The organism is Desulfotomaculum sp., assembly GCA_003513005.1.
Taxonomy (GTDB): domain Bacteria; phylum Bacillota; class Desulfotomaculia; order Desulfotomaculales; family Nap2-2B; genus 46-80.
On sequence record DOTD01000014.1, the window covers coordinates 1 to 21,827 of the forward strand.

A 21,827-nucleotide genomic window follows, 5' to 3' on the forward strand; every position below is an offset into this window, starting at 1 on the left:
ATACTCATCGCTGTAGTACTAGTTAAAAGCGCTATCATTCTGTCAGGATCGAAAAGACCATCTTTTGTGTATGAGTCTTTTGCTTCAAGTATAACTAACTGGCCTGATTCTTCTGCGATAGAAGCGTTGCTCCATTCCTCATAAACGAGCTTGCGGATTCTATTGGAACTGTTTACGTCGGTGATATAGATACATTTTTAACCTTTCATCAGGCCTGTTATGATAAAGGGTATAATTATATTGCGCCATTCTTCCAGTGTTTCAAATATTAAACAGATATGTTCATGAGGTTTCAATGAAAAGAGCGTTTTCTTAAGTTCATTTTTTTTGGAAAGCATATTATTAACTCAGATAATCTCCTTTTTTGAAAAAAATAAAGACCGGATGTTTTTCCGGGAATTAAATTTATTGTACAATAAGAATTCTAATAATCAACTATGCTTACTGCTTTAAGTTATAATAACACTAACATCCTGTTTGAGAAAGTTTCCAAGAGAAAAACCGGAAAAGAGGATCAAAGTGAACAATATTATTCAGAGAATAAGGGCTGACCTTGAGAATAGCGCAGATGATTCAATAAAAAAGAGCTTCCAAAGGTTTTTTAAGGAAGAGGTAAAATGCTATGGAGTGAAAACGGGTCTGGTTGGGAAGATAGCCAACAAATACTGGAAAGAAGTTAAAACACTTGAGAAAAAAGATATCTTTAAGTTCTGCGAGGAACTGTACATGTCTGATTTTACTGAAGAGGCATTTATTGTATCATCCTGGCGCCCAAAGCTGGCAGATAAATTCGAACCGGGAGATTTAAAAACTTTTGAAAGCTGGATTGAAAAATTTATCAATAACTGGGCAAAATGCGATGGATTTTGCAACCACAGCGTGGGGAGCTTCATTGAAAAATTTCCGGAAAGCCTGAAAGAAGTAAAGAACTGGACAAAATCAAAGAACGGGTGGCTGAAAAGAGCTGCCGCCGTTTCTTTGATCATACCGGCAAAGAAAGGGGAATATCTGGCCGACATTTTTGAAATTGCAGATGATTTATTGCAGGATGATGATGACTTGGTCCAAAAAGGATACGGATGGTTGTTAAAAGAGGCGAGCCGGCTGAATCAAAGGGAAGTCTTTAACTATGTGGTGAGAAATAAAAGAATAATGCCCCGGACAGCGTTAAGATACGCAATTGAGCTTATGCCGAAAGAACTCAGGGCAGAAGCGATGAAGCGCGATTAGCTAAACCGGCGATTACATACATACGGCTTCTGTTCCTTACATTTAGAAATAGATAGACATCCATGCTGCTAATGCAACTCTAGAGGCGCATAAGCGCTTAAGTTTGAACGAGCCCGAGGGTGAACGAGTTCGTACAAGCAGAAGAGGCGGTTATTAAGCACGTAGGCAGTAGACCTCCCTGGTATAGAAACAAATTTTAAGGCCTCTTTAAGCAAAGTTTTGATATAATGTGAAGAGTTAATACCCGCAGAATAAAGGAGCGCTTTGTATGAACAGAAAAATTTTTTTGGATTACCTGGGGACTATAGTTCTTGCGCTGGTCCTTTCCCTTGTTGTGAGAACATATATTGCCGACGCCCGCTGGGTTCCGTCCGGCTCCATGATCCCTACCATAAATATAGGTGACAGGCTGATAGTTGAAAAAGTGTTCAAGAATGTGGAGAGAGGGGATATCGTCGTCTTTAAACCCACACCGGAAAGCGGCCTGAAAGAAGATCTTGTAAAAAGGGTGATCGGTCTCCCAGGTGACGTGATTTGTATTGAAGACGGATGTATTTTCATAAATGGCGCTCCTTTGAGCGAACCCTATTTAAAGGAGCAAATGAGATCGGATTTTGGACCTTATGAAGTTGATAATCACAGTTATTTCGTAATGGGAGACAATAGAAACGAAAGCTATGACAGCAGGTCCTGGGGAGTTGTCCCTGAGGAAAATATAATTGGCAAGGCTATTGCTTGTTACTATCCTTTTCAAGATTTGAAGGTGTTTAGTTCCAAGTAATTTCCCCAAGTATGTTTTTTAGGGAGCTTAAAGATGGAAAGCAGAACAGTTTATTTTGAAGACATCGGGCCTGAAAATACATTGAAGACATTCGAACTGGTGGAGGAAAGGCTGCGCGGCGGGGATATAAAAAAATTGGTTATAGCGTCCACCACAGGCGCAACCGCCGTCAAAGCGCTGGATTTTTTTAAAGACCAGGGTGTAAAAATAATTGTTATTCCTCATCAGTTCGGCTTCAGAGAAAAAAACTACTTTCCGGAAGAACTGGTCAACACCATCAAGGAAGCCGGTCACGAGGCGCATTTTGGCACAATGCTTTTTCATACCGATAACTTTTATGGATCCGGCGTTCCGGCGTTGATGGCAAATCTACTGCGCTGCTTTAGCCAGGGCGTCAAGGTTTGTTTTGAGATAACTTTGATGGCCTCGGACGCGGGCCTATTAACAAGCGGCGAAAAAGTCATCGCCATCGCAGGCACGGGCGGAGGTTCCGATACTGCGCTTGTTATGCAGGCGGCGCCATCCCCGCGCCTTAGAAGGCTCAGGGCCAATGAAATTATCTGCAAGCCGCTTAACTACCTTAACCCTGAAGAATCCGAAGACAGCTTTGTAAAAGTACGGAACATGCAGCAGAAGAATGTTTAACGCTGGTGAGAACGCTGTGCTGCATAGAAACAAGCCAACTACAAAACTGTGATATAATTAACTGAATTAATTATTAAAAAGAGCGGCGATAGATAATGGTAGTTCAAGGGTTCTTTCTTGGATTGGCCAGCGGAACCGCATGCCTTGCCAACTGTGCGCCGGTGTTTTTACCCTACCTTCTGGGAGAAGGGGAAAAGATACCGAAAAATTATATCCTCCTGGGGCAGTTTTTGGGTGGGCGGCTGGCAGGATACCTGCTTTTTGCCCTGCTTGCCTGGGCGGCAGGACTTTATTTTTCGATAATGCGGTATAGAAGTTTAATCTTCGGCGCCATATATATCATTAAGCATAATAGGATATTGTTTGGCCGCGCTGGCTATCCCGGTTGCTATAGCCACGTTTGTAGGGATGGATTTTTTCTCCCGCGGACTAATTGCGGCAACCGGGTTAAAAGTTTCCCCCTGGATGAACGGCGGGGATGTCATCCACGTCGTTGAACATGGAGGATATCAAACGCAAATACATCAGCCCGTTTTTGACGGTCTGTTTGGAGAGAAAAAAGAAGGCTTTGTGCAGGTTGACTGGACACCCCTGAAAAATCTCCCACCCGGCATCAGTGAGGAAGTGGATTTTGACTGGGACGGCAGGGCAGATTTTAAAATAAATCTTGACGTTGAAGCAGTTTCTGCAAAGATAACAAAAGGAAATTCACAGGTAAAATCACTGGAGGGCTGCTACAAATTAAAAGACGGACGGGCGGTAAGAGTATGGCTGATTAATGATAAGCGCTGATATTTCAAGTCGTTGGGAGATTCGAAGATGGAAGTCGATGACCTAAGCGCTGATAATCAGAAATCTATTAAGAAGTATTATCGAAAAGCGTGTCAAGAAGCTGAAGAACTAGCTTAAAGGAGAAAATGCTGTGGATTTTAAAGACCTCAGCCAAATACCCGAAATAGAAGTCATCCCGGGCTTCAGGGTTAAGTTCATCCATTCGCAGCACATGACTTTTGCGCACTGGACTATTGTAGAAGGCTCTTCACTGCAGGAGCATTCCCACCCTCATGAACAGGTGACAACGGTAATAGAAGGCGAATTTGAGCTGACTGTCGAAAATGTTACCAAGATGCTTGGACCGGGCTCGGTAGTTATTATCCCCCCGAATGCAAAGCATTCAGCGAAGGCGATATCTGACAGCAAAGTAATTGACGCCTTTTACCCCATTCGTGAAGATTATTTAAAAAAATACTCGAACTAATCCGGGATATCTTCCACAGGAGCCATCTGGTTTTTCAGGCGGCCTATCCCGGGAATAACCACTTCAACGACATCCCCCGGTTTCATCTTGCCCACACCGGAAGGTGTGCCGGTAAGAATAACGTCTCCGGGCAAAAGGGTCATTACCCTGGAAATAAAGGCGACCAGGGTCGCTACCGGGAAGATCAGCCGGCTTGTAGAAGAATGCTGTTTTAATTCTCCGTTGAGATAGAGAAAGACTTCCTGGTTGTCGGGATCCAGATCGGTTTCAATATGCGGACCCAGAGGGCAAAAAGTATCAAAGGACTTGGCCCTTGTCCACTGCTTGTCCTTGCCCTGCAAATCCCGGGCAGTAACATCATTGGCGCAGGTATATCCAAGTATATATTCGGCTGCCTCCGCTTCCCTGATATTATGCGCTGTCTTTTTTATTACCACGGCCAGTTCAGCCTCGTAATCCACCCGGTGGCTCCAGGGAGCGTAGACAATTGGTTGAAGGTGACCTATCACAGATGTGGACGGCTTTAAAAAGAGCAGCGGTTCTTCAGGGAGCGGCAGCTTGAATTCCTCTGCGTGGTCGCGGTAGTTAAGGCCCAGGCAGACAGCCTTGCTGGGCAGGCACGGGGCTAGAATTTCAAGTTCCTCCAGGTTGTATTTTTCTCCGGTCCGGGGCTCCAAGGAAATAAAAGGATCATCCAACGGCAATACCTGGTTTCCTTTGATCACCCCATAGAATGTTTCTGTCTTGTCTTGAAAACGGCCTATCTGCATAAAATCCTCCTGTTAATAAATATTTATGAGCAATATGTTGGTTTTTCAGGTCTTGTTTTGTAAATTATAAACTATATTTTTTAGTTGGGGCAATGGGGAGGTCTGCTGAATACTTTAAGACTGAAGAGAAACAACCGCTGATCAAGCTTTTTCTTCCGGAAAAAAATTAAGCTCCTTTACCATGTGGTAAAGGAGCTGATTTTTTAATTTTAATTTAGTAGCGGTTCTTATTCTTAGTGAAACAATCGCGGCAATAAACCGGCCGGTCTTCACTTGGACGGAAAGGTACCTGTGTTTCACAGCCGCATGCGGCGCAGATTACTGTATACATCTCACGATTAGGACGAGCGTTGCGGCTGCCAAAACCGCCGCCGGAATTCTTCCTCTGCTTGCGGGCGGCTCTGCACTGGGGGCAACGGCCTGGTTCATTGGCGAAACCTTTTTCCGCATAGAACTCCTGTTCCGAGGCAGTAAAAATAAATTCCACGCCACATTCACGACAAGTCAGGGTCTTGTCTTCGTACATTAGAATCCTCCTAAATATTATTTGCCCAAAAGGTTTGGAGGATTCACTCAGACCTTGACTTCCTTAGCTTAAGGCAGTTGGCAGATGAGAAATAAACCTCTTCAGACCTGTTATTTGAGCATTACCATTTTACCTTTTCTTTTTTAAAAAGTAAAGCACAAAGATATTTTTCCACCATGGAATTTTCCACCATGGAAAACGTTGATTATTGACTGCATTACATATTCTGCCAGCGCCGTGATACTGGCGCTTCTTTATAGACTTTATGTCCGGTCATGCTTTTACAGCAGGTCATGAATCTTGATCTGCGAAGTCATTTTCTTTTGCTTGATCACGGAACCAGCGGCGTATTTCATCTAAAACCGGCGGTGAGACATAAAATATTTGTATATTGGAAGAAAATTGCACTGAATGTCCCTCACTGATAAACAAAGCGCCGGCTTCGTTTTCCCCGAGAGTTTCATCAATTTGTTTAGCTATGTGGTTGAACCTCTTTGTACTGATATCCCAGAAGAACCCTGAAATTTTTTCGAATGCAGTTTGGGTCATCACCACACGAAGGCAATTGCCCCAGTCAAGACTTTGGGTAAATAGCTCCAGATCTTCCGTCGCCTGCATTTCTGCGCCCTGATCACACTTTTCTTTAATCAAAGGGTAGACTTTTTCATTGATCTGCTGGATAGTGCTCAAACCTTGTTCACCGCTGAAGGAATTGGATTCATGGTAGATTTTTTTTATCTTTCCGATCTTCCCCTCAAGGTTTGCAAGGTGTTCTCCTACCTGTTTCCAATATTGCTCGACCTTTTCAACATATTCTTTCGGTGAGTCTTTTCTGGCAAAGGCCAAAGGTACCAGGTATAATTTTCGCCCCGTTTTGAATTGCTCAGCCTCCGGTTTTTCAAGCTTGCCTAGGATTTCGGACACGGTCTGGCTCCTTTCTGGATTTTTTCATCTCAATGCCGGTGGTTTTTTCTGCTAAAAGTTTATTACACAAAGGACAAAAATTCAAGTTTGTTGAACACTGCGGCAGATTCGACAGGCGCGCCAAATACTTGCATTTAGCCATAATCGAATGTATAATAAACGATGGATTAAAAGGTTAAAAACAATAGTAGACCACGTGGAGAGATGGCCGAGTTGGTCGAAGGCGCTCGCCTGGAGAGCGAGTAGACGGGCATAAAACTTGTCTCGGGGGTTCGAATCCCTCTCTCTCCGCCACAGCTTTTTTGGTAAAAGGTTACTGATTAAATATGGCCGTGCTAGACGGGGAGGTAGCGGTGCCCTGAACCCGCAACCCGCTATAGCGGGGTTGAATTCCTGCCCGAGGGTATGACTTGTGGGGTCCGGCCTGTTTACGAGGAGCGATGACGGTTGGGTCTTGCGCGGCGGAGACTTTTGAACCGTGTCAGGTCTTGACGGAAGCAGCACTAAGAAAGAACCTCCGGGCGCCGCAAGGTTGCCTGGCAAGAGAAAACCAGTACAGGTTTCGCCCGGAAGCCATTTCACGGAGGCAGGTGCACGGCCAGTATCTTTAAAAAGAGCTGCCTATAAAGGTGGTTCTTTGTAATAATAGTACCTTTTGCAACTCTTCCTTTCCTTTAAAGATGAAAGAGGAAGGATTTTTTTAATATGGCATATCTCGCTTTATATAGAAAGTGGCGGCCTCAGCTTTTTGAGCAGATAGTCGGCCAGGAGCATATTACAAAAACACTGCAGAACGCCCTTTTGGCGGAAAAAGCAAGTCACGCCTATCTTTTTTGCGGTCCTAGGGGAACAGGTAAGACAAGCACCGCCAAAGTCCTGGCCAAGGCTCTTAACTGCCGTCAGCGGAGCGGCGCTGAACCCTGCAATGTGTGTGTGAACTGCCGGGAGGTAACAACAGGCGCTTCCATGGATGTTATTGAAATTGACGCCGCCTCGCACCGGGGGATTGACGAGATCCGTGAATTGAGGGATAAGATTGGTTTTTCGCCTGCTTCGGGCAAATACAGGATTTATATAATCGACGAAGTGCACATGCTCACCACGGAAGCATTCAACGCCCTCCTCAAAACGTTGGAAGAGCCCCCTTCTCATGTTGTATTCATTCTGGCCACAACCGAGCCCAATAAAGTTCCCCTGACCATTCTGTCGCGCTGCCAGAGGTTTGATTTCCACCGGCTGAGCAGTCAGCATATTTTGGGCCGTTTGCAGGAGGTCATTGCGGAAACCAAGGCCGTGGCGGAAGAAGGCGTCCTTTACCTGATCGCCCGCTATTCAGAAGGAAGCTTAAGGGATGCCCTGAGTATCTGGGATCAGGTCAGCGCTTTAGGAGGCAGCAAAGTTACACTCGACGACATTCATCAGCTTCTTGGTACGGTAAGGGAAGATTTGCTGGACAAGGCTGCCCGTGCGCTTGGCTCGGGGGATACCAAACTCCTTCTTGAAATAGTAAACTCCCTGGTGGAACAGGGGAAAGATCTGCGCACCTTTGTCCGCGAGCTGATGGCCTTTTTAAGGAAAATACTTTTACAGCTTGTTTCTCCCAATGCAAAGGAGGAGTTAAGCTTAACTGAAAGGGAACGTATCGCCGGCATAACCGGTATATTAGGACGGGAGCAACTGCTCGGCCTGCTGCAGCTGCTTGGCAAAACCGAGCAGGAAATGAAATGGAGCTCTCAACCCAGGATTCTTCTTGAAGTAGCGCTGATCCGGGCCGCGCAGACAGCAGCTTCCGGCCCTGATCTAGACCTTGTCCAGCGGGTTGTAAGACTGGAGGAAATCTCTGATTTAATCCGTAAATCCGCTTTCAACGGATATTCTGCCGCTAAAAAAGCAGACATCAAGGAAGAAAAGGCTGTTGAAGAAAAAACAGAGAGAATAGTTGAAGAAATAATAAAGGAAATAAAGGAAGACAAGCCTCCAAAGAAGGAAACTGCCGGCCGGAAAAAACCAGCCAGGAAAACACCCGTGGACCAGTCTGACCAGGCTGTACCCGGAGCGGATCAAAAATCCCTGTCAGAACTGGAAATTTCTGCAGCAGCCGAAAGGGTGCAGGAAGTTAGAGTTGATGAAAACCCCTTGTTGGAACAGGAGGAAATCAATAAAGCTCCTGAAGCCACAGATGATAAAGTAGTCTTCAGCCAGATATCCTCAAAATGGGCTGATTTTCTTGAGATAACCAAAAAAACAAATTTGCCGATTTACATGTACCTGTCGAAAAGCTGGCCTGAACAGTATAAGGAAGGCTGCCTGACAATCGCTTTTTCAAGAGAAAATGAAATTTTAAAGGAGTATTTGGGAACAACAGAAAAAATGGAGGCGGTTCTAAAACTGGTAACTTCTTTCTTTAAACAGGATTTGCATCTCCGCCTGACCTGCGGTAAACCGCCGGAACATTATAATCTGCCAAAGCGGGAACAGGAGTTGAGCACCGGCGACACACTGGGCCTGTTTGGATTAAATATAGACGACAAGCGTTAGCCCGATTGAATGCAAGATGATTTTATTTGTTAGGGGGATATAGCCAGTGTCCATGAATATGAACAAGATGATGAAACAAGTCCAGAAGATGCAGGCCGATATGGCCAGGATGCAGGAGGAATTGGGCAACAGGACGGTTGACTGTACCGCCGGCGGAGGCGTGGTTAAAGCGGTAGTAAACGGGAAGCAGGAGTTGCTCTCCATAGAAATAAAGCCGGAAGCGGTTAACCCTGAAGATGTTGACATACTTCAGGACCTTATTATGGCGGCGGTCAACGGCGCCCTCAACCAATCGAGGGATATGGTCAACAACGAAATGAGTAAGCTTACAGGTGGTCTTAAACTGCCCGGGCTCTTTTAGGAGAGGGTCTTAATTTGAAGTATTACGGAGCCTCGATTACCCGCTTAATTGATGAACTTGCCGGTCTGCCGGGTGTAGGTCCGAAAAGCGCGCAGCGCATGGCCCTTTACCTGCTAAACGCCCCTGCGCAGGTAACTCAAAACCTGGCATCCGCCATGCTGGAAGCCAGAAAAAATATCCGTTACTGCTCCGTTTGCTCCAACCTGACCGATACCCAGTTGTGTCAAATCTGCAGCGATCAGCGGAGAAACAGGGATATTTTGTGTATAGTTGAAGAACCCAAAGACGTTTCAGCGATAGAGAAAGTCAGGGGCTTCAAGGGGATGTACCATGTCCTGCACGGCGCTATTTCTCCCCGCGACAATATCGGTCCCGACGAACTTACCGTAAAACAGCTTTTAAACAGGCTACAGGAGGGGACAATTAAAGAGGTCATCCTGGCGACCAACCCCAATCTTGAAGGTGAAGCCACCTCTTTATTCCTGTCCCAGATAATCAAACCCATGGGAATAAAAGTAACCCGCCTGGCCTACGGCCTGCCCATGGGAGCAAGTGTTGAATATGCCGACGAAGTTACCCTGACCAGAGCGCTTGAAGGAAGGCGTGAAATAGAGTAGATTAAGGAATAATATTCCAAGTCGCCTCATAAGCATACATAAAGAAAAGCTTGTCTAAAAATTTATCAGAGGTGACGGGAAATGGAATGGAAGATAGCCTTAATCTGCCTGGCCGGGTTGTTCGGTTTGCTTTTAATGGGGCCGTTTATGCTCAAGCCTTTAAAATTAGTCTATCATTTAGCCAGTTATTTTGTTATCGGGGGCGTTTTGCTATATGTTTCCAACTTTTTATTAAGCCAGGCCGGATTAAGAGTGGCCATAAATCCCGTAACCATGCTTACCGCAGGTGTGCTGCAGGTTCCCGGCGTAATTCTTCTGGCGGTTCTCCGCCATATTTTCGTATAACGTCAGGACGACCTTGGCCTGTACAGGGTTTTTATGCTATAATAAATCATAAATTTAATAATGTGCCCGTAGCTCAGGTGGATAGAGCAGCGGTTTCCTAAACCGCGTGTCGGGGGTTCGAGTCCCTCCGGGCGCACCAGAAAAACCAAGCCCCGCAAGGATTTGCGGGGTTGTTTTAAATATTACATTCTTAAATATACAAGTTAAAAACCAAAGGTATTCTATTTCGAAGGGAGTGTTAATTAATGGGCGATAGGAATACAGATATTTTGGAATTGAGAATAGGCTTTCCGGAAGGAAATTAGTTTGAAGATGAACAACCCATAAAGCAGTTAAGTGATGAAATTAGAGTGACAGCAAAAAGAATGTTAACGAAAGAATTAAAACTAGAGAATTCGTCTATCGGTCGTGGGGCTTCTGGGTTTGCATTATCAGTCACAATTCAGAATTGAAAAGTAAACTATTACAACAAATGATCAGCTTAGAAGATACATATAACTTCAGCAAATGCTTCCATTTTAATAGAATGGTCCATGAGATTAGGATTCCGGCTAGTACGATCTGTCGCTGAAGCTTTCCTCCAGCCGTTTTGCAAAATACAATAAAAGATGTTCCCCCTGGGCAGGATTTAGGCCAACTACACCGGGGGTAAAAGCATTGAATAAAAGGATAGGTACCTGCTTGCCGAGAAGGAATGCGGCAACAATTGGATGATTAGGTACTCACCATTCTTTTTAGGGCTCCAACTCCTCATGTTCTGTGTGCAAATTTCCAGTATATTTCTAAAAATAGTATAGCTATCTCGCCGAATAGTTGTTTCTTCATTTGAACATCTTTCTGTTATTTTTTCTGAGTCTACGGTAAATTTCTGGTAGCATCTGTTTTATTACCTCGTTCATAAATTCCTCGTCCTTGAACATCCTTATAAAAAACTCATCGTTTTGCTCATAACGGAGTGCGGCAATATCTTTGAATTGCTGTTCGAATATTTTTTCAAAGGTTGATTGAGGGTTGTTTCTAGCCAGGTCAACCAGGCGTTCATCAGCCATAAAATCCTGGGTCAACTGTTCCAGGACCTTGTCCATTTCAGTAAAGCTGGTGCCGAAACGCTCGTTGATTTTCCGGATAATCACCGACAGGGGCTCACTTATCTTGCCCTTGCCGCCGATATTTCCTTCCGGGGGTGACAGTTCGGGACTATCCTTGAGCAGAATGCTGCCCTCGAAATCCTTTGTCAGTTTATACTTATCCAGCAGTATCTTATCATCTATTAATATTTTTTCGATTCTCCCCTTGGGCAGCAGTTTAAGTAAAAACTTAGCATAAACGCTGAACTTTTGTATTTCTTTATCAAACATTCTGCATACCTGCGTAATAAACGAATAAAGCCGCACAAAACGGCCCAGTCCTGTTTTTATATCGTCCTGCTCTTTGGAGTCTTTGGCGGCGAAGCGGTCCAGGGCGGGCTGCAGCGAGGACGCCAACTTGCCCAGATCAGGTATTTCCTGCTCCGCAGTTTTATAATAGATGTTTGCAAAAAGCTCAATCTCTGATTGCTGCCAGAGATGATAATCATCCAGCTTATTTTTCAAATTGTATATTAAATTAGGATCTGCTTCCTTAGACAGGATGGTCGCCCTGTAATAGGGCTCAAAAGATTTTTCTATCTCATCAGCATTATTTACAAAATCAAGCACAAATGTGTCTTCTTTGCCCGGCATGGTACGGTTTAACCGGGACAAAGTCTGGACGGCTTTCACGCCCGATAATTTTTTGTCAACGAACATAGTGTGCAGATGCGGTTCGTCAAACCCTGTCTGGTACTTTTCGGCTACGATTAACACATTAAATTCGTCCGACTCAAAGTATTTGGGTAGCTGGTTTTCTTTGATTGTTTTCCCGTCAGCGGTTTTGTTTAGTTTTTCCTCGGTATACTCTGCTCCGTCGTTGACAGCGCCTGAAAAAGCTACCAGGACATTCAGGTCACCATATTGTTTTTCTTTGATGTAACGCCTGAACTCGTTCAGGTACCTGACCGCATGCAGACGTGAGGCGGTAACAACCATCGCTTTGGCGCCGCCGTTAATTTTATGTTTAGTTATGGAGCGAAAGTGATCAACTATTATAATAGTCTTTTGAGAAAGGTTGTGGGGGTGGAGGGATTCAAATTTTTTAATTGCTATCGCTCCCCTGGAGCTGTCCAGTTCCGGATCATCCTGGACCTTTTTGATTATTTTAAAGTAGTTGTTATAGGTAATGTAGTTTTTAAGGACGTCAATAATAAACTCTTCCTCAATAGCCTGCTGCATCGAGTAGATATGGAACGCTTTATATTTTCCGTCAGGCTGCCTGTCGCCGAATACCTGCAGTGTTTTGTTCTTGGGGGTGGCGGTAAAGGCAAAGAAGGAAAGGTTCTTATGCTGGCCGTGAGTGGCCAATTCGTCAAGTATCTTATCCTGGTCGTCTTTCCTGGCTACTTCATCTTCATTTTCCATCCTTGCGTATTCTTCTAAAATGCTTTCTGTGTCGGCAAGCGCCTTTTTAAGCTTTTTGGCGGCTTCGCCTGTCTGCGATGAATGAGCCTCGTCAACAATAACAGCAAAATTGTTTTTGCCCCCGGCAACCTCTTTATAAATTACCGGGAATTTTTGCAGAGTAGTAACGATGATCGCCTTGCCGGAATTAATAGCATCCCTTAACTGCTTCGAATTCTTGTCGATTCTCTCAACCACGCCGAGTTTATGGTCAAACTGGAAGATGGTATCCTGAAGCTGTGTGTCCAGTACTTTGCGGTCGGTAATTACGATAACCGACTTAAAAATCTTATGGTCCCCGTAATCATGCAGTCCGGACAGGCGGTGAGCGAGCCAGGCGATTGAATTGGACTTGCCGCTGCCGGCGCTGTGCTGAATGAGGTAATTTTTGCCCGGACCGTGGTCCTTGACATCTTCAAGCAGTTTGCGGACAACGTCAAGCTGATGATAACGGGGAAAAATAACGCTCTTTTTCTCGGTTACCTTGCCCGACTTGTCTTTTTTCGTTTTCTTTTCCAGGTGTATGAACTTCTGGAGTATTTCCATCAGTCGGTCTTTATATAAGACGTTTTCCCAGAGGTAGGCTATGGCAAAGTTATCTTCTGCAGTAGGGTTGCCCGCCCCGCCGACATTGCCGGCCCCGCAGGAACCCTGGTTAAAGGGCAGGAAATAGGTGTTGCCGCCTTCCAGACGTGTTGTCATATATACTTCCTGAAGGTCAACCGTAAAATGAACCAACGCCCGGTTGGGGAAGTCGAAAATGAGTTCCGCGGGGCTACGGTCATATTTATATTGGTTTTGAGCGTCCGACACATCCTGGCCGGTAAACTGGTCTTTAAGCTCCATTGTAATAATGGGGATGCCGTTTAGAAAAAGAACCATATCTAAGGAATTATTATTGCGGCTTGAGTAATGGAGCTGGCGGATACAAGAAAGAATATTCTGCTCATAGAGTTTTATGGTCTGCTCATTCAGTTTTGTTTCCGGCTTGAAAAAAGTAGTTCGGAATTTGATACCTCGGTCGGTGATTCCCTTACGTAGTATGCGGATTAGACCGGACTGCTTTACCTCTTTACAAAATCGTTCAATAAATGCCCTTTCACTGCCGGCGCCGTAGATGGTCTGGTATTTGCTCCATTCTTTCGGCTGGGTGGTTTTAATGAATGACAAAAGAGTGTCTGTGTCAAGCGCAAGTTCCCTGTCAAAAGCGCCTGCGTTTCCCTTGACATATCCACCTTCAGTGATCAGGTAATGTTCTATTGCCTCTTCAAGCTTTTTTTCTTTGTGGTCAAAGTCGGGCATCAGATAACCTCCCTTTTACCGGTAACGCATTCATAAATCAGGGAATTTTTATAGTCGGTTAGTTTACTAATTAGTCTTTGTTTACCAATAATTATACTGTCAATTTTTGCACATTTAGTATCAAGATAATCGGCAATGACTTGCTGTTCAGCAAAAGACGGTACAGCAATTCGTATGTTATTCAAGATTGTTGTGTTAATTGATGGCATAGTACATCCTACAGCAACTAAACCCATATATTGTTTAAACGTTAATTTACAGAAACAGTAATTTATATACTGTGGAACTATATAATTATCAAAACGTACACGGAGGCAACGACCCGAAAATAACCATCCATTTTCAGTATCTCTTACCAGCACACTTCTATCGACCGAACCAACGCGACTAAATACCAAATCACCCGTTTTAAGTGAGTATTTATTTAATCTTTTTAGATCTTCATCTAAAACTCGGGGTAAATCATTATGAATAATATACATTTCTCCAAAATGTTCAACTGTAATGATTGGCGTTCCTTCATCAACATAGTCTTTATTATGCAATTGGCTACCGAAAGGACCTGTTTGTACTGATGCAACAGTTCCAAGTTTTCTAATATCCCAATCCTGTGGAATATCCCCAATCCATTCAATACCGCTGGGCTTCATTTTAGCTGTGGGGTCAAGTCCTTTTGTTACGGTTTCGGTGATGAGAGATTGTTTATAAAGATGTAGCTTTTCAATAACCAGCTTTTGCTTTTCTATTGTATCGTCAATAACTGCACATTTTTTATCAAGAAAATCCGCAATAGCCTTTTGTTCAGTGGGGGAATGAATAGGAATCTTTGAATTATTTACATCATTAATTGTAACTGAATCATAAGTCGAGCCTCTTGCGTTGAAACTAAACTCACAATTTATGATATCTATTAAGTACCACATCAAATTATTGTTTATTTGTTTTGGCGTAATAGCACAAAGGCCGCGTCCTATCGCATAAACTTTGTCTGATATGTTTTTTGCTCCAACAGGAGCACGAACAGAAAAGAGAATATCTAATGGTTGTGAAAATTTATTAGCATTGACACAATAGATTTTTTCAAAAGGATATCTATTTGTAAAATCAGCATTTCCTTGTAAAAAAGGAATCCCGATGCCTTCAATATTATAATCGTCTGAGTTAGGTGACTGTCCCATTGTGATACTGCTGACATATTTTATTTTTTTTACTTCCCACTCTTCAGGTATCTTCCCAATCCACTCGATTCCGCTGTCTTTCATCGCCCTGGTCAATTATTCAAACACCGCCTTCAGCGAGCCGTCTAATTCCTTCTCTATTTCTAAAATCTCAGCCATTATTTCGCTTGACGGCTTTGGAGGTGTGTATTTATAGAAATATCTGGTGAACGGTATCTCGTAGCCGATTTTGGTTTTATTTCTATCTATCCATGCGTCCGGGACAAAAGGGAGGACCTCCCTGGCAAAGTAGGTGTCGATATCCTCGGTCAGCGGCACATTTTCAGTGTCCCGCAAACTTGTGTCGGGCTGTTTCTCTCCTTTTTTTAGGACAGGTTTGCCGTCCTCATCCAAAAGCAGCCGCTCAACCACTATTTTGGCATAGCCGAATTTCTCGTTGTTAAATATCTTGCTAAATTCGTTTTCCTTAAAATCGCCGTAGATTCTGGTGATCTCTTCAATATGATATTTGGGTATATCGTTTCGTTTATTGCCCAGCGACTTCCGGCGTTTTTCATACATCCCGTTGGCGTTGATTAATTGAATTTTGTCTTTGCGGTGCGGTGCTTTTTTGTTGGACAGCACCCAGATATAGGTCGCGATGCCGGTGTTGTAAAAAAGATCATTGGGCAGGGCGACGATGGCTTCCAGTAGGTCATTTTCAATAATATACCTGCGGATTTCCGAGGGACCGCTCCCGGCGTCACCCGTAAACAGGGGCGATCCGTTGTGGATGATGGCCAGGCGGCTGCCGCCGTCTTTTATGTCTTTCATTTTGGAAATAGCCGTCAGCAAAAAGAGCATTTGGCTGTCGCCTATTGCCGGGACTCCCGGCCCGAACCTGCCGGCAAAGCCGAGCTTCTGTTCATCTTCAACAGCTTTTTTCTCGTTTTTCCATTCCCTGCCGAAAGGCGGATTGGACAGGATGTAGTCAAATTTATCGTCTTTAAACAGGTCGTCGGAAAGCGTGTTGCCCTCTTTGATGTAGTCGGCGTTTGCGCCTTTAATCAGAATATCAGATTTGCAGATTGCATAAGTCTGTGGGTTGATCTCCTGCCCGAAACAGATTAACTGTGCGTTGCTGTTCAGGCTTCTCAAGCGGTCCTCGGCAACAGTCAGCATGCCGCCGGTGCCGCAGGCAGGGTCATAGATTGTTTTGGCGACTGCGTTTCCTGATAACAGGCCGCTGTCTTCGGCAAAAAGGATGTTGACCATCAGCTCGATTACTTCCCTGGGGGTGTAATGCTGCCCGGCGTCCTCGTTGTGAGCTTCTGAAAACCGGCGGATAATTTCTTCGAAAATGTATCCCATCTCAATATTTGAAATTTTATCGGGGTGCAGATCGGCTTTGGGGTCGGTGAATTCTTTCAGGACGATATATAAAAGGTTTTTTTCGGAAAGGTAGCTGATCTGGCCGTCAAACTTGAACCGTTCGATAATATTGCGGACGTTCTCAGAAAAGCCGTTCAGGTAGCTTCTGAAATTTGCTTCAATGTTGTCCGGGTCATCCAGGAGTTTGCCGAAGGTGAAGGGGCTGATGTTATAAAACGAGTAGCCGGATACCTTGCGCAGAAGAGGATCTTTTACTGCAATATTCAGTTCTTTGTTCTTCTGTACTACGGCTTCCTTTGTCTTTTCAAGTATGCAGTCAAAGCGGCGGATAACTGTAAGCGGCAGGATAACCTCGCCGTATTCGTGCGGTTTGTAAGGCCCGGTCAGTTTGTCCGCAATGGCCCAGATAAGATTGGCTTTTTCATTTATGTTGATACTGGTTGACATTCAGGTTGCTCCCTTTGAAATCCATTTCTTTGGTAAAAAATCGCTTCTTGTTAACTTCACCACAAGAAATTATTTTCCTCTAAACTTTGTATTATTTCCCCAAATTTCTACTAAATATAGGAATATGCCTGCTTTTTAAGCGAAGAAACCGCAAGGATTGAACAGAACCCGGTTCGTATTTGCGGAGTTGTTTTTCTTGAATTTTGAGATATATCTTCAAAGGGATTTGCAATAATTGCGTAGAAAAAGGATTTTAAGGAGCTTTTTATGGTTGCCCGCTTATGAAAACAATGTTTTAAAATAAGTATAACTCCTTCACATGGCGCGTATAGTTGTAGATATGAAAAGTGCCGTAAGGGAGGTAATAATGGCTGCCGGGTCTTATATACAGAGCCTGCTGGTGTCTAATCCCTTAAGAAGGTCAATACTTGCTGAAATGGTTATGGCGCTGCGGCTGCCGAAGGGAAGCCGGGGGCTTGACGCCGGGTGCGGAATCGGTCTTCAATGCCTGTTATTGGCCGGGGAGGTAGGGCCTGCCGGACATGTTACCGGCCTCGACATATCCGCGGATATGCTTGATTATGGCCACGAGTTGGTTAAAAAGGCTGACCTGTCGGAACAGATTTCTTTTAAGGAAGGGGATATAACCGGCCTCCCGTTTGATAACAGCACATTCGACTGGGCATGGAGCGTTGACTGCGCAGGATTGGTTCTTCCGGAACCGCTTTCCTCATTGAGGGAACTGGTACGCGTCGTAAAACCGGGTGGTATTGTAGCCGTCGCTTTTTGGTCTTCCGAGAAGCTGCTTCCAGGATATCCCGTATTGGAAGCCCGGCTGGGAGCAACATCAGCCGGCATTGCGCCTTTTGTTCAGGGAACGAAACCGGAGCGGCACTTTTTACGTGCGCTGGGCTGGTTCAATGAGTTGGGGTTAAGGGAAGTCAAGGCCGGAGTCTTTGCTGAAAGTGTCTGCGCGCCTCTGAATGATGAAGTAAAAGGAGCTCTGGCAGAGCTTTTTAAGGAACGCTGGTCAAATGTAGAAACTATACTTGCACCTGGTGATCTGGCAGATTTCCAGCGCCTTTGCCTGCCGGATTCACCGGATTTCATTATCAATCTGCCGGATTACTATGCTTTCTTCACCATGACGATGTTCTGGGGTACAGTGCCTGTACATATTTAAATTCAAGATGATCTTAATGCTATTGGAACTGAACCAACATGACGATTGTCCAGAATAATATCAAAAGAATATGTACCTTCTGTTGGAAAAGTAATTCCTACCATTTCAATAAGCAGATTACAATTTAATATATCCCGTGTCGCGGTAATTTCTTGCTCAAACGGATCTATAACTTGTTCACCATCCGCATTTACTAAAGTAATTCTTACCGGATGGTTTCCTATCTCAGAAGGGTGTGCTTGTAATAGGGCAACGAAGAACATTCTGGAATGAGTAGCTGGAAACTGTAGTGAAGTAATACCATCAAACATTCCTAAAATGCTCAATTTATCCATTTTATCCATTATGGCATAATCACAGACACAGGCATATTTTAACTCCAAAAGAACCCCCTCCTTGGATAATTTGTATTAAATCTACATTTCTACATAAGGAAGGTTCTTCCTCTAAATTTGTAAAAAAAAAGAAAAAAAGATGCCTTGGGCTGTGTGCTTCTCAGTATTTCCTAAATAGTAACAATTACTGGTATACCTCCATAATATAGACTGCATATCTTATGATGGAGGAATTCTATTATGCCGGACGGTAATTCGGAAAAAGAAGATCATTTTAAAAAGCAAAAAGATTTTGTAAATGTCTATACTGTTACAAATTTCTCCGACACACCGTTTTTAGCTCAAATATGGTTCAATACAAAACCTCCCGGGAAAGGTGTTGTCTCAGATGAAGTTTCTCCCGGCAACAACACCCTTACCCATCTTCCCGTACCCGAAATTAAATTGCAGTATGTGCAGTCTGTTAGAGGATTTCCAATTTAAATAAGCCGCACAGCCCCTTAAGACAAAGCGCGCCAGAAAAAACTAAGCCCCGCATATCAAATTGCGGGGTGGTTGTCTTTTTAACCGTTGTAAAAATGGTAAATCTTATTTATCTTTTTTATTGTCTTCAAGATCATCATTTGCCTCAATCTTGATACGTTCAGCGTTAGTCCCGTATCCTTCAGCAGGGCTGCCTGTTACCTCTATTTCGTCTCCAATTTTCAAATCCTTTGGTGTCGCCTGTACTATTCTTTCGATTTGGAAGATTGTCTGATTATTAAAAGTAACAGACTTTGTTAAACCGTCCTCTCCCTTAATTGAAACCGTATTCCCTTTAATGCCTGTTATAATACCGTCAATTTCTGTAGCATCAACAACCTGTTGTTTGCTCTTTTCTTTTTCTGCGGTCAGGGCAAATGCCGAATAAGCAATTGCCATAGTAAGAATTATTACAGCCGCGCACATGTAGAAAAGCTTTTTTTGTTTCATATAGTCTGCCCCTTTCCAAATATACTTTATAGTTACCATACTTCCCAATATTTATTCAAAGGATATTTTTTCATATCACCCAAACAGGATTGCGGTTCCTGGTATTTAATCATTGCTGATTGAGGCCGTAAATAATCTTTTCCATGTATATTTATTCGTGACTTGTGCCGATATTTTTGAAAAAAGGAAGGTGATTCAGATTAAAAAGACTGTTGTGATTGATACTGCCTACGGTGATTGGAATTTTGGAACTTTAAGCCCGAACTTTGCCAAGGATCGCAGCATAAATCTTGAAATAGCCCTGCGTGTTAAAGCCTATCTGGATACGGCTGACGAACTGGAAGTCATTATTCCATGTAACCACGATACGGTTTTATGTGTCGATGAGGAAACCGATTTTCTTAAGTGGCTGGAAACACTGGAAATAATTGAAGAAGCAAAGCCCAGTAATTTTATCTCCATCGCCTGCAATGAGAATGAAGATCATGCCGTGCATGGTCCTGAAATAAAATACAGCACCTTTGACGGGCGCTCACGCCAGTTGGCGCATAAAATATATGCCTTGCTCCCGGCTGCTAACGGCGTTAAAGGTAATGGCGTTCATGGAGATAATAACATTCCTTTGCTGGAGGCCGTAAGATATCCTGCCTGTCTTGTAAAAGCAGGCTACATCAGTAACGAACAGGAAGAAAAGCTGTTAAGGCAGTCTGAGTTTCAGGATCGCACTGCCTGGGCAATAGCACAGGGTGTGGCTGTCTATTTGGGAGTGCATATTCGTGCTTCTGAAGTATTACCAGTATCAGCCGTCGAAGCAAAAGAATGTCCTTATTGCCACAGGGCGATGTAAGCGATTATTGTGTTAAGCGGTGATTATTATCTTGCCGGATATTTTAAAACTCTTTCGTTAAACGGATTGGTCCCGCCTGCAAAATCCGGGTTGTTGTAGTAGCCCAAAAAACCGATCTTTATTCCCTTGCACTCTATTACAACCGGTTTTCTTGTGTCCGCCCGATCCAGTCCTGCGCCTACATGTTTTATTCCCGCATCGTCAAGGTACCTTAAAGTATCCTCAATGCCCTGGGTACTATAGTCCCCGGTATGATTATTGGCCAGGTTGACAATATCAATGCCGCCGTCCTGTAATATTTTTATATAATCAGGGCGCATGCGGAAGTTATACTCCTTGGGAACCTTTATGCCTCTTGCAGTAATGGGATTTTCCAGGTTGAGCATGGAAAGGTCTGAATCTTTGAAACAGGCGAGGTTTGCAAAGGGATAGCTGTAATTATCTTTGACAATATTCTCAAGGGAACAGGCAAGTACAGTATCACCGGCAAAGCTTACCACGACTTTGTTGTCATTTTCGTCAGGAAGGATTATCCGGACAGGTTTGCTGGCTCCCGGTATTCAATTTCCGCTCCGAGCAGTTCGCTGAAAGTGCGTAAGGGGACATAGAATTCGTTTCCATACGTGGTTACAGATTTGCCAAGGCTGAAAACCTTGTCGTTAAGCCAGACGGCTTCTGAAAGCTTTGTCAGTATATATAAATGTTAATATATAAATGTTAAAAAAAAGCGGCAACCGATCTAATGGACGGCTGCTGCTTTTTTGCATTGTTATATTACCACAAACTTACCATACTGGAACTGCTGGATTCGTTTTACTATCTTGGACGTCTGTTAATTGAAAACCGGGTTATCGGCAGTTTTGACGTTGACAAAGTAATCTCGCTGCTGCAGTGTTATTGCCCTGATTACCGCTGGCTTCTGATCAACATTTACGAGCCGGTTGCAGCGAACGCCATGGGCCTCGCTTTGCTGGATGAGGATATCTTTACGCTGGATGTTGGCGCGGACAGGCAGCGAAAGCTCGTTAATCTGTTTAAAAGCTGCTCTAAAGAGGAAGGTTAAAATGAAAAAGACTGATGTTCTGGATGTGGTTGTTATCGGCGGAGGGCTCTCAGGCGTAGAGTTTGCCGAGCAGCTTCAAAAGGCAGGTAAAAAGGTTACCCTGATAGAAGCGGCGCAAAGATGCGTTTGGCACGCTTTCGATGACGAGGTCTGCCGGACAGTGGAAGATGATCTGAGATCAAACGGCATTGCAGTAATGACAGGAACGAAAGTCTGTGAGATTACCGGCCGGGGAAAGGTTGAAGCGGTCAAACTGGATAATGGGGTAAATGTCAGGGCAGGGGCGGTAATACTGGCGACAGTTGTAACACCGAACTCCATACTAGCGCAGGAAGCCGGCCTGTCGGTTAACTTTAAAGCTGATTTTTATGAAGACCTCGGGTGTGCTGATTGGCGCCCAGGTAACGGGGGCGACTCAATGGGGGAAATGATCAATGTTTTAGGCCTGGCCATCCAGAAAAGCCTTACCGCCAATGAACTGAACACTTTCCAGGTTGCGGCGCATTCCCTGATTACATCTTCGCCTGTCAATTATCCAATCAATGCGGCAGCTTTAGATGCGCTGATGGCGCTGCATTATTAGTATGGGGTCTACCCTGA

Annotated in this window: 25 protein-coding genes, 2 tRNA genes and 1 other RNA gene; 18 read left to right on the forward strand and 10 right to left on the reverse strand. The window is 44.1% G+C overall.

The features are described 5' to 3' along the window. Nucleotides 1-519: 519 nt before the first annotated feature. The 6 genes from DEH07_00975 to DEH07_01000 all read left to right on the forward strand — a co-directional run bounded on the left by DEH07_00975 (nucleotide 520) and on the right by DEH07_01000 (nucleotide 3,914). Nucleotides 520-1,230, forward strand: a complete 711-nt coding sequence (locus tag DEH07_00975) for a DNA alkylation repair protein (protein HBY03128.1) — start codon at nucleotides 520-522, stop codon at nucleotides 1,228-1,230. Between the two features lie 268 nt (nucleotides 1,231-1,498). Continuing rightward, the gene (gene lepB / locus DEH07_00980; protein HBY03129.1) at nucleotides 1,499-2,011 is read left to right on the forward strand and encodes a signal peptidase I; all 513 of its coding nucleotides are present in this window, start codon (nucleotides 1,499-1,501) and stop codon (nucleotides 2,009-2,011) included. A 33-nt stretch (nucleotides 2,012-2,044) separates the two neighbouring features. Beyond that, nucleotides 2,045-2,656, forward strand: coding sequence for a hypothetical protein (locus tag DEH07_00985; GenBank protein HBY03130.1), 612 nt, complete (start codon nucleotides 2,045-2,047; stop codon nucleotides 2,654-2,656). A 95-nt stretch (nucleotides 2,657-2,751) separates the two neighbouring features. After that, on the forward strand, nucleotides 2,752-3,153 hold the full coding sequence (locus tag DEH07_00990) for a hypothetical protein (protein HBY03131.1): 402 nt from the start codon (nucleotides 2,752-2,754) through the stop codon (nucleotides 3,151-3,153). Then, nucleotides 3,122-3,448, forward strand: a complete 327-nt coding sequence (locus DEH07_00995) for a hypothetical protein (protein ID HBY03132.1) — start codon at nucleotides 3,122-3,124, stop codon at nucleotides 3,446-3,448. The genes DEH07_00990 and DEH07_00995 overlap by 32 nt, the downstream gene beginning before the upstream one ends. Before the next feature lie 130 nt (nucleotides 3,449-3,578). Further along, nucleotides 3,579-3,914, forward strand: a complete 336-nt coding sequence (locus tag DEH07_01000) for a cupin domain-containing protein (protein ID HBY03133.1) — start codon at nucleotides 3,579-3,581, stop codon at nucleotides 3,912-3,914. Here DEH07_01000 and DEH07_01005 read toward each other — a convergent pair. From DEH07_01005 to DEH07_01015, 3 genes are all read right to left on the reverse strand, one after another. Beyond that, nucleotides 3,911-4,684: a hypothetical protein gene (locus DEH07_01005; GenBank protein ID HBY03134.1), complete on the reverse strand. Its 774-nt coding sequence runs from the start codon at nucleotides 4,682-4,684 to the stop codon at nucleotides 3,911-3,913. The genes DEH07_01000 and DEH07_01005 overlap by 4 nt on opposite strands. Before the next feature lie 214 nt (nucleotides 4,685-4,898). After that, entirely contained in the window at nucleotides 4,899-5,210 is a 312-nt protein-coding gene (locus tag DEH07_01010) for a zinc-binding protein (GenBank protein HBY03135.1), read from the reverse strand. A gap of 291 nt (nucleotides 5,211-5,501) precedes the next feature. Beyond that, nucleotides 5,502-6,134, reverse strand: a complete 633-nt coding sequence (locus tag DEH07_01015) for a hypothetical protein (protein HBY03136.1) — start codon at nucleotides 6,132-6,134, stop codon at nucleotides 5,502-5,504. Between the two features lie 198 nt (nucleotides 6,135-6,332). Between DEH07_01015 and DEH07_01020 the strand changes: the two genes are divergently transcribed. The 7 genes from DEH07_01020 (at nucleotide 6,333) to DEH07_01050 (ending at nucleotide 10,134) form a co-directional block, all read left to right on the forward strand. Further along, a tRNA-Ser gene (locus DEH07_01020) sits at nucleotides 6,333-6,428 on the forward strand. Between the two features lie 36 nt (nucleotides 6,429-6,464). Continuing rightward, nucleotides 6,465-6,732: signal recognition particle sRNA large type (gene ffs, locus DEH07_01025), an RNA gene on the forward strand. A gap of 107 nt (nucleotides 6,733-6,839) precedes the next feature. Further along, a complete protein-coding gene (locus DEH07_01030) occupies nucleotides 6,840-8,672 on the forward strand; it encodes a DNA polymerase III subunit gamma/tau (protein ID HBY03137.1) in 1,833 nt (610 codons plus the stop codon). A 52-nt stretch (nucleotides 8,673-8,724) separates the two neighbouring features. Beyond that, on the forward strand, nucleotides 8,725-9,033 hold the full coding sequence (locus tag DEH07_01035) for a YbaB/EbfC family nucleoid-associated protein (GenBank protein ID HBY03138.1): 309 nt from the start codon (nucleotides 8,725-8,727) through the stop codon (nucleotides 9,031-9,033). A gap of 14 nt (nucleotides 9,034-9,047) precedes the next feature. Next, nucleotides 9,048-9,650: a recombination protein RecR gene (locus DEH07_01040; protein ID HBY03139.1), complete on the forward strand. Its 603-nt coding sequence runs from the start codon at nucleotides 9,048-9,050 to the stop codon at nucleotides 9,648-9,650. An 81-nt stretch (nucleotides 9,651-9,731) separates the two neighbouring features. Then, a complete protein-coding gene (locus tag DEH07_01045; protein HBY03140.1) occupies nucleotides 9,732-9,995 on the forward strand; it encodes a SigmaK-factor processing regulatory BofA in 264 nt (87 codons plus the stop codon). Between the two features lie 62 nt (nucleotides 9,996-10,057). Next, nucleotides 10,058-10,134: transfer RNA gene (locus tag DEH07_01050), tRNA-Arg, on the forward strand. Between the two features lie 682 nt (nucleotides 10,135-10,816). On the opposite strand, the gene DEH07_01055 is transcribed toward DEH07_01050, so the two are convergent. The 3 genes from DEH07_01055 to DEH07_01065 are packed head-to-tail and all read right to left on the reverse strand — an operon-like array spanning nucleotide 10,817 to nucleotide 16,827. Beyond that, complete coding sequence (locus tag DEH07_01055; GenBank protein ID HBY03141.1) at nucleotides 10,817-13,831, reverse strand: restriction endonuclease subunit R; 3,015 nt, start codon at nucleotides 13,829-13,831, stop codon at nucleotides 10,817-10,819. Continuing rightward, nucleotides 13,831-15,105: a restriction endonuclease subunit S gene (locus DEH07_01060; protein HBY03142.1), complete on the reverse strand. Its 1,275-nt coding sequence runs from the start codon at nucleotides 15,103-15,105 to the stop codon at nucleotides 13,831-13,833. Before DEH07_01060 ends, DEH07_01055 begins: the two co-directional genes overlap by 1 nt. Continuing rightward, complete coding sequence (locus DEH07_01065) at nucleotides 15,106-16,827, reverse strand: restriction endonuclease subunit M (protein ID HBY03143.1); 1,722 nt, start codon at nucleotides 16,825-16,827, stop codon at nucleotides 15,106-15,108. 367 nt (nucleotides 16,828-17,194) lie between these two features. Here DEH07_01065 and DEH07_01070 point away from each other — a divergent pair, with 367 nt between their 5' ends. Then, on the forward strand, nucleotides 17,195-18,010 hold the full coding sequence (locus DEH07_01070; GenBank protein ID HBY03144.1) for a methyltransferase type 11: 816 nt from the start codon (nucleotides 17,195-17,197) through the stop codon (nucleotides 18,008-18,010). 2 nt (nucleotides 18,011-18,012) lie between these two features. Here DEH07_01070 and DEH07_01075 read toward each other — a convergent pair whose 3' ends face one another. Continuing rightward, nucleotides 18,013-18,393: a hypothetical protein gene (locus tag DEH07_01075; protein ID HBY03145.1), complete on the reverse strand. Its 381-nt coding sequence runs from the start codon at nucleotides 18,391-18,393 to the stop codon at nucleotides 18,013-18,015. A gap of 192 nt (nucleotides 18,394-18,585) precedes the next feature. On the opposite strand from DEH07_01075, the gene DEH07_01080 reads away from it, so the two are divergent. Then, on the forward strand, nucleotides 18,586-18,828 hold the full coding sequence (locus tag DEH07_01080; protein HBY03146.1) for a hypothetical protein: 243 nt from the start codon (nucleotides 18,586-18,588) through the stop codon (nucleotides 18,826-18,828). Between the two features lie 105 nt (nucleotides 18,829-18,933). On the opposite strand, the gene DEH07_01085 is transcribed toward DEH07_01080, so the two are convergent. Further along, nucleotides 18,934-19,317 carry a hypothetical protein gene (locus DEH07_01085; GenBank protein HBY03147.1) on the reverse strand — a complete coding sequence of 128 codons (384 nt, stop codon included), beginning with the start codon at nucleotides 19,315-19,317 and terminating at the stop codon, nucleotides 18,934-18,936. A 112-nt stretch (nucleotides 19,318-19,429) separates the two neighbouring features. On the opposite strand from DEH07_01085, the gene DEH07_01090 reads away from it, so the two are divergent. Continuing rightward, nucleotides 19,430-20,164, forward strand: coding sequence for a hypothetical protein (locus tag DEH07_01090; protein ID HBY03148.1), 735 nt, complete (start codon nucleotides 19,430-19,432; stop codon nucleotides 20,162-20,164). 26 nt (nucleotides 20,165-20,190) lie between these two features. Here the strand turns inward: DEH07_01090 and DEH07_01095 are convergent, their stop codons facing one another. Together DEH07_01095 and DEH07_01100 are read right to left on the reverse strand one after the other, a co-directional pair. Then, nucleotides 20,191-20,724, reverse strand: a complete 534-nt coding sequence (locus DEH07_01095; protein HBY03149.1) for a hypothetical protein — start codon at nucleotides 20,722-20,724, stop codon at nucleotides 20,191-20,193. Further along, entirely contained in the window at nucleotides 20,694-20,858 is a 165-nt protein-coding gene (locus DEH07_01100) for a hypothetical protein (GenBank protein HBY03150.1), read from the reverse strand. The genes DEH07_01095 and DEH07_01100 overlap by 31 nt, the downstream gene beginning before the upstream one ends. A gap of 48 nt (nucleotides 20,859-20,906) precedes the next feature. On the opposite strand from DEH07_01100, the gene DEH07_01105 reads away from it, so the two are divergent. Both DEH07_01105 and DEH07_01110 read left to right on the forward strand, forming a co-directional pair. After that, nucleotides 20,907-21,227, forward strand: coding sequence for a hypothetical protein (locus DEH07_01105; GenBank protein HBY03151.1), 321 nt, complete (start codon nucleotides 20,907-20,909; stop codon nucleotides 21,225-21,227). Next, nucleotides 21,139-21,810, forward strand: a complete 672-nt coding sequence (locus tag DEH07_01110) for a hypothetical protein (protein ID HBY03152.1) — start codon at nucleotides 21,139-21,141, stop codon at nucleotides 21,808-21,810. The genes DEH07_01105 and DEH07_01110 overlap by 89 nt, the downstream gene beginning before the upstream one ends. Nucleotides 21,811-21,827: the final 17 nt, after the last annotated feature.